This is a genomic window from Streptomyces sp. NPDC001380 (assembly GCF_042895785.1).
GTDB lineage: Bacteria > Actinomycetota > Actinomycetes > Streptomycetales > Streptomycetaceae > Peterkaempfera.
Map to the genome: position 1 here is coordinate 1 of NZ_JBIAWP010000048.1, position 11,597 is coordinate 11,597.

11 protein-coding genes and 1 pseudogene are annotated in these 11,597 nt (G+C 76.9%); 6 read left to right on the forward strand and 6 right to left on the reverse strand.

Annotated features, from left to right (window positions below; translation table 11 throughout):
- The first annotated feature begins 142 nt into the window (after positions 1-142).
- On the forward strand, positions 143-1,123 hold the full coding sequence (locus ACFY07_RS28160; protein ID WP_390872375.1) for an ATP-binding cassette domain-containing protein: 981 nt from the start codon (positions 143-145) through the stop codon (positions 1,121-1,123).
- Entirely contained in the window at positions 1,120-1,896 is a 777-nt protein-coding gene (locus ACFY07_RS28165; RefSeq protein WP_390872376.1) for an ABC transporter permease, read from the forward strand. Before ACFY07_RS28160 ends, ACFY07_RS28165 begins: the two co-directional genes overlap by 4 nt.
- A 212-nt stretch (positions 1,897-2,108) precedes the next feature.
- Here ACFY07_RS28165 and ACFY07_RS28170 read toward each other — a convergent pair whose 3' ends face one another.
- The 3 genes from ACFY07_RS28170 to ACFY07_RS28180 form a co-directional block, all read right to left on the reverse strand.
- On the reverse strand, positions 2,109-2,894 hold the full coding sequence (locus tag ACFY07_RS28170; protein ID WP_390872377.1) for a crotonase/enoyl-CoA hydratase family protein: 786 nt from the start codon (positions 2,892-2,894) through the stop codon (positions 2,109-2,111).
- Between the two features lie 207 nt (positions 2,895-3,101).
- Positions 3,102-3,992, reverse strand: a complete 891-nt coding sequence (locus tag ACFY07_RS28175) for a deoxyribonuclease IV (RefSeq protein WP_390872385.1) — start codon at positions 3,990-3,992, stop codon at positions 3,102-3,104.
- 190 nt (positions 3,993-4,182) lie between these two features.
- Positions 4,183-4,635 carry a VOC family protein gene (locus tag ACFY07_RS28180; protein WP_390872378.1) on the reverse strand — a complete coding sequence of 151 codons (453 nt, stop codon included), beginning with the start codon at positions 4,633-4,635 and terminating at the stop codon, positions 4,183-4,185.
- A gap of 76 nt (positions 4,636-4,711) precedes the next feature.
- On the opposite strand from ACFY07_RS28180, the gene ACFY07_RS28185 reads away from it, so the two are divergent.
- Positions 4,712-5,374 (forward strand): CGNR zinc finger domain-containing protein, encoded by a 663-nt coding sequence (locus ACFY07_RS28185; RefSeq protein ID WP_390872379.1) that lies wholly within the window; start codon positions 4,712-4,714, stop codon positions 5,372-5,374.
- Complete coding sequence (locus ACFY07_RS28190; protein WP_390872380.1) at positions 5,371-5,823, forward strand: SRPBCC domain-containing protein; 453 nt, start codon at positions 5,371-5,373, stop codon at positions 5,821-5,823. Before ACFY07_RS28185 ends, ACFY07_RS28190 begins: the two co-directional genes overlap by 4 nt.
- Positions 5,824-5,944: 121 nt before the next feature.
- Here ACFY07_RS28190 and ACFY07_RS28195 read toward each other — a convergent pair whose 3' ends face one another.
- Complete coding sequence (locus tag ACFY07_RS28195; protein ID WP_390872381.1) at positions 5,945-7,660, reverse strand: MFS transporter; 1,716 nt, start codon at positions 7,658-7,660, stop codon at positions 5,945-5,947.
- A gap of 171 nt (positions 7,661-7,831) precedes the next feature.
- On the opposite strand from ACFY07_RS28195, the gene ACFY07_RS28200 reads away from it, so the two are divergent.
- A complete protein-coding gene (locus tag ACFY07_RS28200) occupies positions 7,832-8,689 on the forward strand; it encodes a TetR/AcrR family transcriptional regulator (RefSeq protein ID WP_390872382.1) in 858 nt (285 codons plus the stop codon).
- Positions 8,690-8,696: 7 nt separating this feature from the next.
- Here the strand turns inward: ACFY07_RS28200 and ACFY07_RS28205 are convergent, their stop codons facing one another.
- Positions 8,697-9,926, reverse strand: coding sequence for a cysteine desulfurase-like protein (locus tag ACFY07_RS28205; protein WP_390872383.1), 1,230 nt, complete (start codon positions 9,924-9,926; stop codon positions 8,697-8,699).
- A 305-nt stretch (positions 9,927-10,231) separates the two neighbouring features.
- Here ACFY07_RS28205 and ACFY07_RS28210 point away from each other — a divergent pair, with 305 nt between their 5' ends.
- Positions 10,232-11,095 (forward strand): universal stress protein, encoded by an 864-nt coding sequence (locus tag ACFY07_RS28210; protein WP_390872384.1) that lies wholly within the window; start codon positions 10,232-10,234, stop codon positions 11,093-11,095.
- Positions 11,096-11,510: 415 nt separating this feature from the next.
- Here ACFY07_RS28210 and ACFY07_RS28215 read toward each other — a convergent pair.
- Positions 11,511-11,597 (reverse strand): annotated as a pseudogene (locus tag ACFY07_RS28215) (IS5/IS1182 family transposase); the annotation flags it as partial.

The window sequence follows — 11,597 nt, forward strand, 5'->3', positions numbered from 1 at the left end:
CGCCGGCACCGGCCACGGCCGCATCAGCAACGCCCTGAGGAACGACGGCACCCCCGCACTCGACATCCGCGCCACCACCGACCACGGCGACATCACCGCCCGCAGCCTCTGACCGCCCGCGGCCCCTGAAGGAGCACCCCTCATGACCAACCTGGCCATCGCGGCGAACGGGCTGCGGAAGTCCTACGGCGACAAGGTCGTGCTCGACGGCGTCGACCTGGCCGTCCCCGAGGGAACGGTCTTCGCCCTGCTCGGCCCGAACGGCGCCGGCAAGACCACCGTCGTCAAGATCCTCTCCACCCTCGTCCCCGCCGGCCCGGGCACCGGAGCCGTCCACGTCGGCGGCCACGACCTCGCCGCCGACCCCCAGGCCGTCCGAGCCGCGATCGGCGTCACCGGACAGTTCTCCGCCGTCGACGGCCTGATCACCGGCGAGGAGAACATGCTCCTCATGGCGGACCTGCACCATCTCCCCAGGCCCGAGGGACGGCGGGTCGCCGCCGGGCTGCTGGAGCGCTTCGACCTGGCCGAGGCCGCGAAGAAGCCCGCCTCCACCTACTCCGGCGGCATGAAGCGCCGCCTCGACATCGCCATGACCCTGGTCGGCTCCCCCCGGATCATCTTCCTCGACGAGCCGACCACCGGCCTCGACCCGCGCAGCCGCCACACCATGTGGCAGATCGTCCGCGAGCTCGTCGCAGACGGGGTCACCGTCTTCCTCACCACCCAGTACCTCGAGGAGGCCGACCAGCTCGCCGACCGCATCGCCGTCCTCCACGACGGCAGGATCGCCGCGCAGGGCACCGCCGGGGAGCTCAAGCGGCTCGTCCCCGGCGGGCACGTCCGGCTCCGCTTCACCGACCCGGCCGCCCACCGGTCCGCCGCCCTCGCGCTGCCCGGGGCCGCGCGGGACGACGAGGCGCTGGCGCTGCAGATCCCCAGCGACGGCACCCAGCGCGAGCTGCGCTCCGTCCTCGACCGGCTCGACGCCACCGGCGTCGAGGCGGACGAGCTGACCGTGCACACCCCCGACCTCGACGACGTGTTCTTCGCCCTGACCGACAGCGGCAGCGCGCCCGACCTGCCGAACCAGCCGAACCGGTCCACGGAGGCCCTGCGATGAGCTCCCTCTCCCTCGCCGTGCGCGACTCGTCCACCATGCTGCGCCGCAACCTGCTGCACGCCCGGCGCTACCCGTCCCTCACGCTGAACCTGCTGCTCACCCCGGTCATGCTGCTGCTGCTCTTCGTCTACGTCTTCGGCAACGCGATGAGCGGCGGCGCGGGCCGCGCGGCCTACATCGCCTACGTCGTGCCGGGCATCCTGCTGCTGACCGTCGGCTCCACCGTGGTCGGCACCGCGGTCTCCGTCTCCACCGACATGGCGGAGGGCATCATCGCCCGCTTCCGCACCATGGCCATCCACCGCCCGTCGGTACTCGTCGGACACGTCGTCGGCAGCGTCCTGCAGTCGGTCGCCGGCGTGGTCCTCGTCGGCGCCGTCGCCGTGGCGATCGGCTTCCGCTCCGCCGGTGCGACCGCCCCGGAATGGCTCGCGGCGTTCGGGCTGGTCGTCCTGTTCGCCCTGGCGCTCACCTGGATCGCGGTCGGCATGGGCCTGGTCAGCCCGAACGCGGAGGCCGCAAGCAACAACGCGATGCCGCTGATCCTGCTGCCCCTGATCTCCAGCGCCTTCGTCCCGCTGCACTCCATGCCGGGCTGGTTCCAGCCCGTCGCCCGGTACCAGCCCTTCACGCCCGTCATCGAGACCCTGCGCGGGCTCCTCCTCGGCACCCCCGTCGGCAGCAACGGGTGGATCGCCCTGGCCTGGTGCCTCGGCCTCAGCGTGCTCGGCTACCGCTGGTCGGCCTCGACGTTCGACCGGGACGCGCGGTAACGCCCCGCCGGGGGCGGGCCGCCTCCCGCGGCCCCGCACCACCGCACCCGCGTTCCGCCCGGGGCGGCGCACACCGGCACCGCGCCGGCGTGCGCCGCCCCGCCGACGTTCCCGGCCGCCGCACCGCGGCCCGGCGGCCCGGCGGACGGCGGCCCCGAGGCCAGGCGGGCGGCGGCGGACGCGCCGCCGCAGCAGCCGGGCGGGGCCCGCCGTCAGGCGCCGCCCGCACCGTCGAAGGAGCCGCCGCGCCCGGCACCGGCCGCGAAGCGCGCCGCCCCGGCGCGCGTGTCGGCGGCCAGGGACCGCAGCCCGTGCCGCCACTCCCCGGCCAGGGCCTCCGCCTCGGGCAGTCCCTCCTGCTGCAGGAGGGAGAGCCGGTCCTCGCGCAGGCAGGTCTGCGGGAAGCGGGCGAGGCCGGCCGCCAGCTCCTCCGCCGCCTCCCGCTCGCGGCCCACCGGCACCACGCGGTTGGCCAGTCCGATGCGGTACGCCTCGGCCGCGTCGACGGGGCGGCCGGTGAGCACCATGTCCATCGCGACGCCCGCGCCCACGATCCGGGGCAGCCGCACCGTGCCGCCGTCGACGAGGGGCACGCCCCAGCGGCGGCAGAAGACGCCGAAGACCGCGTCCTCGGCGGCCACCCGCAGGTCGCACCAGAGGGCGAGTTCCAGCCCGCCGGCCACGGCGTGCCCGGCCACGGCGGCGACGACGGGCTTGCCGAGCCGCAGGCGGGTGGGGCCCATCGGGCCGCGGCCGCCTGCCTCCAGGCGGTTGCCGCGCGGGGTGCCCACGGCCTTGAGGTCCGCCCCGGCGCAGAAGGTGCCGCCCTCGCCCCACAGCACCGCGGCCGAGGCCGAGGGGTCCGCGTCGAAGTCCTCGAACGCCTCGGCCAGCGCCTGCGCGGTCGGGCCGTCCACCGCGTTGCGCGCGGCGGGCCGGGAGAGGACGACGGTGGTGACCGGCCCGGCCCGCTCGGTGCGGACGGCCGGCGCGCTCACCGGGCGGCCCCGCGGACGGGACGCGGGCGCGCGGAGGGCCCGTGTGCGGACGGGGGGACGGTGCCGCCGCGCCTCCCGCGCCGCTCCCGCCGCCCCGCGGATCCGGGTCCTGGTCCTGGTCCTGGCACGACGGGCAGCGTAGGGCGGCGCCCGCCCCGCGTCCAGGGGTCCGGGGGCCGGGGGCCGCCGGGCGGTGCGGCGCGCCGGTCAGCCGCGGTCCCGCAGCTCCTTGAGCCGGGCGACGTCGGCCGCGTGCCCGGCCCCGCCGCCCTCGTGGTCGGGGGTCTCGACGACGAGCGGCACGCCCGCGGTCGCCGGGTGGGCGAACAGCTCGCGGAAGGGTTCGGCGCCGATGTGCCCGCTGCCGATGTTGGCGTGCCGGTCCTTGCGGGCGCCCGCGACGTCCTTCGAGTCGTTGGCGTGGACCAGCCGCAGCCGCCCCTCGCCCGCGGCCGCCGTCAGCAGGTCCAGCGCCTCCTTCATCCCGCCGGGCGCGGCCAGGTCGTGCCCGGCGGCGAAGGCGTGGCAGGTGTCGAGGCAGACGCCGACCCTCGGGTGGCGGTCGAGCGCGTCCGCGTACGCGGCCAGGTGCTCCATGCGGGAGCAGAGCGAACGGCCCTGGCCGGCGGTGGGCTCCAGCAGCAGCCACGGGGCGTCGTCGCCGAGGCCGTCCAGCTCGTCCAGCAGCGGGCGCACGTCCGCCCGGACCTGCGCCATCGCCTCCGCGTACCGGGAGCCGCCGCCCGGGGCGGTCCCGACGGCCGAGCCGGTGTGGACCACGACGCCGCGCGCCCCGATGGTGTGGGCGCGCAGCAGCGAGTGGCGCAGGGAGGCGGTGGAGCGCTCGCGGGTGGCAGCGTTGTCCGAGCCGAAGTTGATCAGATAGGGGGCGTGGACGAAGGCGGGGATGCCGTCCCGGGCGCAGGCGTCCCGGAAGGCGGCGTCGTGCCCGGGGTCGCCCGGCGGGGTGGCCCAGCCGCGCGGGTTGGCGACGAAGACCTGCACCGCCTCGGCGCCGATCCGGCGCGCGTAGGCCAGTCCGGTCCCGACCAGCCCCCGGCCGGCGACCGGCACGTGGGCGCCGACGGGGTTGCGCAGGGCGGCGGGGCCGCGGTCGACGGGCGGGGCGGAAACCGGGACGGGGCCGCGGTCGGCGGGCGGGGCGGGGGCCGGGACGGGGCCGCGGTCGGCGGGCGGGGCGGGGGCCTGGTCGGGCGGGGCGTGCATGCCCCCGAGCCTGCCACGTCCTGCGGGGCGCGCCGCCGCCGAGGCGGCGGGCGGCCCGGGTTCACTGCACGCAGAACTCGTTGCCCTCCGGGTCGGCGAGGACGACGTGGCTGCCGGACACCTCGTCGACGACCCGGAGGACGGCGACGCCGAGCCCCTTCAGACGCTCCACCTCGGCGTCGCGCCGCGCGGCCCCGGCGTGCAGGTCGAGGTGGAGCCGGTTCTTGGACCGCTTGCCCTCCCGGGCCTCGGGGACGGCCTGGAAGAGCAGGCGGCGGCCGAGGCCGGTGCCGGCGGCGGGGTCGACGGGGTCCTCGGCGTGGCGCACGGCGGCGGCGTGCCGCCACGCGCGGCGGCCGTCGACGAGGACGGTCTGCTCCTCGCCGACGACGCCGGAGGCGAGCAGCCGCTCGACGAGGGCGCTGTTGTCCTCGCACTCGCAGCCGAGGGCCTCGGCCCAGAAGGCGGCCTGGGCGAGGGGGCCGGCGCAGTCGACGACGAGCTTCCCGTGCACGGCCGTGCGGTCCTCCGGCGTCCTGCGGGTCCCGGGATCCTGCCCACCCGACGGTGCAACCACTTATACTGGTGACATGACGGCGGCGGCAAGCACCGGCCTGGTCCTCCGCTCCCCCGAGGGCACCCGGTACCTCTTCGACCCCGGCGCGCTGTGCCTGGAGCTCCTCACCACCGGCGGTCCGGGCCCCCTGGCCCGCCACGAGGTGCTGCACGCGCCGGAGGACCTGTCCCGCTGGCTGGCCCTGTCCCGGCTCGGTGTCGGCCCCGGCGACGTCCGCGTCTCCCCGGGGGAGCTCGCGGCGGCGCGGCGGCTGCGCGACGCCCTGTGGCGGCTGGCCCGCGCCGCGGCGGGCGGCGGCCCCTGGGGCCCCGGGGACCTTGCGGAGGTCAACCGCGCCGCGGCCGCCCCGCCGCTCGCCCCGTGCATCGGCGCCGACCGCACCCGCGTCTGGCAGCTGCCCGCCGACGGGACCGGTGCGCTGTCGACCGTCGCCCGCGACGCGGTCGACCTGTTCACCGGTCCGCTCGCCGGCCGGATCCGCGAGTGCGCGGCCCACGACTGCTTCCTCGTCTTCGTGGACGCCTCCCGGCCGGGGCGGCGGCGCTGGTGCGCCATGGAGCGCTGCGGGACCCGCAGCAAGACGCGGGCCCTGCGCGCCCGCCGCGCCACCGGGGGGACGGCGGCACCGGCCGGCCCCGCGTCCGAGGACACCGCCGACGGAAGGACCGGGCCGTGATCCGCCCCACCGGACCGACCCGCCCCACCGGACTGACCCGGGACGCCGGATTCCAGATCGGCGTCTCCCGCACGCTCCCCCTCCCCCCGGAGGCCGTCTGGCGGTTCCTCGTCTCGGCCGAGGGGACGGCCCTGTGGCTCGGCCACGGGGCCGTCCTCCCCTCGGAGCGCGGGGCGGCGTGGACGGCGGCCGACGGCACGTCCGGCGAACTCCGCTCCCGGCACGAGGGGTCGCGCGTCCGCCTCACCCGGCGTCCCGCCGGGCCGGGCGCCGAGTCCACGGTCCAGGTCACCGTCATCCCCCGCGGGGAGGGCGCGACGGTCCGCTTCCACCAGGAGCGCCTCGCCGACGCCGCCGGACGCGAGGAGCGGCGGCGGCACTGGCGGTCCGTCATGGACGCCCTCGAGCAGGCCCTGTCCCCTGCGGCCGACCGGCCGCCCCGCGGCTGACCGGCCGCCCCGCCGCCGGCCCCGGCGGGGCCGGACTCCGGCAGCGCGCGGCGGGGCCGGGACACCCTCCGGCATCCCGGCCCCGCCTTCCGTGCTCGTCCGTGCCCGCCCGCGCCGGCCGTCAGCGGCCGGCCCCCTCGCCGTCCTCGCGGGCCTTCCTCGGCAGCAGGAAGGCGACGAGGACGGTCAGCAGCAGCATCCCGTCCACGACCCACAGGACCGTCTTCATCGCCGTGCCGAAGCCGCCCTGGAAGGCGGACCGGCCGGTGTCCTGCAGGGCCCGGGCGACCGCGGCGCGGGCCTGCGGGGAGGCGGCGGCCGCCCGGGCGTCGCGCTCCAGCCGGGCGCAGGAGGCGGGTGCGGCCTCGGGGTCCTTGGCGGTGGCCCGGTCGCGGCCGCAGTCGTGCAGGCCCCGGACGAGGGCGTCCTGCGCGGCGCCGGTGACCTGGGCCGCGGCCAGCCGCGCCCGCAGGGCGGGCGCGGCGTCGTCGGCGGCCGAGGCGACGCCGCCGCCCAGCAGGCCGAAGAAGACGGTGCCGAGCAGGGCCACGCCGAACGCGCTGCCGAGCTGCTGCATCGCCGTCATGGTGCCCGCCGCGGAGCCGGTCTCGTGCTGCTCCACCCCGGCCAGCACGATGTCGAAGAACGGCGCCATCAGCAGGCCCATGCCGATGCCGGTGACCACCAGGGCGGGGGTGAGCTGCCAGGGGGTGACGCCGGCGCCGGCGCGGTCCAGGGTGAACCAGACGCCGAGGACGCCGAGCGCCATGACGAGCGCGCCGCCGTGCAGGACCCGGCGGCCGAACCGCTGGACCGCCTGGGCCAGCCCGAAGCCGACCACCATGCCGCCCGACCAGGGCACCATGGCGAGTCCGGCGCGGAGCGTGGAGTAGCCGAGGCCCATCTGGGTGTAGAGGCTGAAGACCAGCATGAAGCCGTTCATGGCGGAGAAGAAGACGAGCCCGACGGCCATGCCGCCGCTGAAGCCCCGCTTGCGGAAGAGGGTCGGCACGACCAGGGGGTCGCCGCCGGCCCGGCTGCGCCGGGACTCGTACCGGCCGAAGAGGACGAAGACCGCCGCGGAGGCCGCCAGCATCGCGAACGCCCAGAGCGGCCAGTCGCGCTCGCGCCCCTGGACCAGGGGGAAGACGAGCAGGAAGGCGGCCAGTGAGGCCAGCAGCATGCCGGGGATGTCCAGCCCGGGGGCCTGCGGGGAGCGGCCGCGGGGGAGGAGGCGGAGCGCGCCGAGGAGGGCGGCGGCGCCGAGCGGCAGGTTGATCAGGAAGATCATCCGCCAGCCGGTGCCGGCGTAGTCGGCCTCGACGAGCCAGCCCGCGAGGATGGGGCCGCCGACCGCAGACAGGCCCATGACCGGCCCGAACAGGCCGAACGCGGCCTGCATCTCCTTCGGCGGGAACATCTCCTTGATCATGCCGAGGCCCTGCGGGAGCATCACCGCCCCGAAGAGGCCCTGCACGACGCGGGCGCCGATCAGCATCCCGGGCGACTGCGCGACGGCGCAGAGCAGCGAGCCGGCGGTGAAGCCCGCGGCGCCGACCAGGAACATCAGGCGGCGGCCGTGGATGTCGCCGAGCCGCCCGCCGGTGATGAGCCCGACCGCCATGGCGAGGGTGTAGGCGGCGCCCAGCCACTGGACGGTGCTCGCGCCGCCGCCGAGGTCGGCGCGCATGGAGGGGCCGGCGATGTTGGTGACCACGGCGTCGAGGAGGTCCATCACCTCGGCGGCCAGGATCACGAAGAGGGCTGCCCAGCGCCACCGGTACGGCGCGGGCTGGGTGGCCGGGGCGCTGTCGAGCGCGACACCGGTACTGGTCATGGGGACTCCCCGAGTCGGTGAACGACGTTCACCATAGTCGATCGCTGTTCATCCGGCGAACAACGTTCTCCACGATATAGCGCGATGCGCGCGCCGGACAAGATATATCGCTTCTCGGACCGGTGTTCTCCCGCTCCGATCACCGTTCACCGGGCGTCCTACACTGGACCGATGAGCACCGGTCCGGCCAGCGACGACACCCTCCCCGCCACCCCCTGGGAGCGGTCACCCCGCAGGCGGCCGGCGGCGCGGGTCCCGCTCACCCCCGAGCGCGTCGTCGACGCCGCCTACGAGGTCCTCGACCGCGAGGGCCTCGACGGACTGACCATGCGCCGGGTCGCCGCCGAGCTCGGCACCGCCGTGTCCGCCCTCTACGCCCACGTCAGCAGCAAGGACGAGCTGCTGGAGCTGATGTACCAGCGGATGTTCGCGGGCCTGGAGATCCCCGACCCCGACCCGGACCGGTGGCAGGAGCAGATCAAGGAGTTCGCCCGCGCGGGACGCGCCCGGCTGCTCGCCCACCGCGACATGGCGCGCATCTCCATGGCCCACGTCCCCTTCACCGCCGGCCTGCTCCCCCAGCTGGAGCGGATGCTGGCCCTCTTCCGGAACGCCGGCCTCCCCGACCGGATCACCGCGGTCGTGGGCGACATGCTCTCCACCTACCTGGAGGGCTTCACCCTGGAGGAGGAGATGTGGGCCGCGCGGCTGGCCGCGCAGGACGGCGGGGACGGCACGGCCGCCTGGGCGCGGATGCGGGCCGAGATGGAGGCGTACTTCGCCTCGCTGCCGCCGGACCGCTTCCCCCACCTCACCGCGCTCTCCGGCGTGATGGCCGACGAGGACCAGGACCAGCGCTTCGAGGCCGGCCTGGAGATCATCGTCCGCGGCCTGGCCACCTACCTCGACGAGGACGGCGCCCGCCCGGCCGCCCCCCGGGGCACGGCGGACACGGCGGACCGGGGCGCGGGCCCCGGGCGCACGGCGGGCGGGACCGGGCACGGCCGCCCGGCCCCGCCGCAGGGCTGACGGGCCGTCAACCGGCCAGTCGCGCGACGCCCTCGACGAGGCGGTCCACGTCCTCCGCGCAGGTGTAGGCCGCGAGGCCGGCCCGGACGGCGCCCGCGTCGCCGAGGCCGGCGTGCCGGGCCGCCTCGACGGCGTAGAAGCTGCCGGCCGGGGCGTTCACCCCCAGCCCGGCCAGGTGCTCGGACACCTGCCGGGGCGCGTGCCCGGCGACGGAGAAGAGCGCGGTGGGGGTGCGCCGCTTCGGCGCGCCGTGCAGCGTGACGCCGGGGAGCGCCGCGAGGCCGTCGAGGAGGCGGCCGAAGAGCTCCTCCTCGTGGGCCTCGACCTGCCGCATCGACTCCAGCACCCGGGCCCGGCGGGACCCGCCGGACTCCCCCGGCTCCCCTGACCCGCCCGCCGGCCCGGCCAGGTCCGCGACGAAGTCGACGGCGGCGGCCGTCCCGGCCAGCAGCTCGTAGGGGAGCGTGCCGAGCTCGAACCGCTCGGGCACGGCGTCGCTGGACGGCAGCAGCTTGTCCGGGCGCACGGTCTCCAGCAGTCCGGGGTCGGCCGCCAGCAGACCGTGGTGCGGGCCGAAGAACTTGTACGGCGAGCAGGCGTAGAAGTCGGCCCCCAGCTCCGCTGTCGAGACCGCCGCGTGGGGCGTCAGGTGGACGCCGTCCACGTACACCAGCGCGCCGACCGCGTGCGCCGCCTCCGCGATCGCCGGGACGTCCGGGCGGGTGCCGAACAGGTTGGACGCGGCCGTGACGGCCACCAGCCGGGTGCGCGGGGAGAGGACGGCCGCCACGTCGTCCACCGTGAGACCGCCCGTCGCCGGGTCGAAGTCCGCCCACCGCAGGATCGCGCCGCTCGCCTCGGCGGCGGTCTGCCAGGGGCGGATGTTGGCGTCGTGGTCCAGCCGCGTCACCACGACCTCGTCGCCCGCACGCCACTGCCGGGACAGCGCCCGGGCCATGTCGTACGTCGCCTGCGTCATGGACCGCGCGAAGACCACGCCCTCGGCCCGGCAGCCCAGCAGATCGGCGACGGCGGCGCGGGCCCCGGCCACCACGGCCTCGGTGCGCCGCTCGGCGGCGGTGACGGTGCCGCGGTTGGCGAGGCCGCCGCAGAGCGTGTCCGCCACCGCCTGCGCCACCTGCCGGGGGACCTGGGAGCCGCCGGGGCCGTCGAAGTGGGCGGTGCCGGACGCGAGGGCGGGGAAGCAGGCGCGGACGCGGTCGATGTCGAGGCTCATGGGCCCATCCTGCCGGGCCCGCCCCCGCCGTCAAGGGCACGGCCGGTCCGGGTCCGCGGGGGTCCGGCAGGCCCGCGAGGGGGCGGGCGGGCAGGGACGGACGGCCCTGGCGCGGGCGGGTGGGGCGGGTGAGGCTGGAGGGAGCAGGGCGGGACCGGCCACGAGGCGGAGGACGGGATCATGCAGCTGCAGACCGGAGCGCAGGACGGACAGCGGACCGGGCGGCGGACCGGGCGGGCCGGGCCCGCAGGCCGCAGCGCGACTCGCACCGCGGCCCGCACCGCGACGGCGGCCGGGGGCCGGCCGTGACGGGCGTGGTGGTGGGGGCGGACGGCTCGGCGTGCGGCCTGCAGGCGGTGGCGGTCGCGGCCCGCGAGGCGCTGCTGCGGCACTGCCCGCTGCGCGTGGTGCACGGCTTCCTCTGGCCGTACTTCCCGGTGTCGCTCAGCCCGTCGGCGGTCGGTCCGCCGGAGGGCGGGCTGCGCAACGAGGCGCGGCGCATCGTCGGCGAGGCCCTGGAGCACGCGCGGAAGGCCGCGCCCGGTGTGGAGGCCACCGGCGAGGTGGTGACGGGCTCGGCGGACGCGGTGCTGGTGGCGGAGTCGCGCGGGGCGGACCTGGCGGTGGTCGGCGACCGGGGGCTGGGCGGGTTCGGCGGACTGCTGCTGGGGTCGACCGGGGTGCAGCTGTCGGCCCACGCGGGCTGCCCGGTCCTCGTGGTCCGCGGACGGCCGGAACCCGACGGTCCGGTCCTGCTCGGTGTGGACGGGTCGCCGGCGAGCGCCCCGGCGGTGGACTTCGCGTTCGCCGAGGCCGAGCTGCGCGGCGTGCCGCTGGTCGCGCTGCACGCGTGGACGGGGCCGGTCTCCGGCGGGCCGGGCGACATGCTGCCGCTGGCGTTCGACGCCGACCTGGTGGCCGCGGAGGAGGAGCGGCTGATGGCGGAGGCCCTGGCGGGCGCGCGGGCGGACCGGCCGGGGGTGGCGGTGGAGGAGCGGCTGCTGCGGACCAGGACGCGCCCGGCGCTGATCGAGGCGTCGCGGGAGGCGCAGCTGCTGGTGGTGGGGGCGCGGGGACGCGGCGGGTTCACGGGGCTGCTGCTCGGGGCGGTGAGCCAGGCGGTCCTGCACCACGCGGAGTGCCCGGTGGCGGTCGTGCACAAGCGTTGACACCCTCCCAGGGCCGACACTCCAGCCGGACGGCTCTCGCTCGCGAGGGGGTGAGGTGGAAGCCACACCGGCAGGTGAACGGACAGCACAGCAGGTCGGCACGTGGGTCAGCCATCGGCCGGTGATCGACGGGATCCGGCAGGGCATGCACGGGTGACCCACGGGCCGCGCAGGCTACGGCCGACGCTGAAGCCCATCTCGACTGGGCCATGGCGGGCATCAACTCGACGTCCCGCCGGAGCCACCAGCACCCGGTCGGCGCCCGAAGGCAGGCGAGGCAAATTCTTGACCTATCGGTCCAAAAGTCTTACGTTGGACAAGCGGCCGGGCGACATGCCCGACAGTGCTCCGCGCAGCACCCGCACACTCGAAGGAAGTTCCCCCATGAGCAGCAACATCCAAGCAGTGAGCGCTTTCAGCGTTGCCTCTCCAGGGTGAGGATGGCCTTGGCGGTTGACGTGAGGCGGTTGGGGCTGCAGCGGGCGTGGCGGAAGATCCGCCA

Bases quoted from the DNA above. Each gene is read 5' to 3' on its own strand.
- ACFY07_RS28160 (WP_390872375.1), top strand. From the start codon at position 143: ATGACCAACCTGGCCATCGCGGCGAACGGGCTGCGGAAGTCCTACGGC.
- ACFY07_RS28165 (WP_390872376.1), top strand. From the start codon at position 1,120: ATGAGCTCCCTCTCCCTCGCCGTGCGCGACTCGTCCACCATGCTGCGC.
- ACFY07_RS28185 (WP_390872379.1), top strand. From the start codon at position 4,712: ATGACGGCGGCGGCAAGCACCGGCCTGGTCCTCCGCTCCCCCGAGGGC.
- ACFY07_RS28195 (WP_390872381.1), bottom strand. From the start codon at position 7,660: ATGACCAGTACCGGTGTCGCGCTCGACAGCGCCCCGGCCACCCAGCCC.
- ACFY07_RS28200 (WP_390872382.1), top strand. From the start codon at position 7,832: ATGAGCACCGGTCCGGCCAGCGACGACACCCTCCCCGCCACCCCCTGG.
- ACFY07_RS28205 (WP_390872383.1), bottom strand. From the start codon at position 9,926: ATGAGCCTCGACATCGACCGCGTCCGCGCCTGCTTCCCCGCCCTCGCG.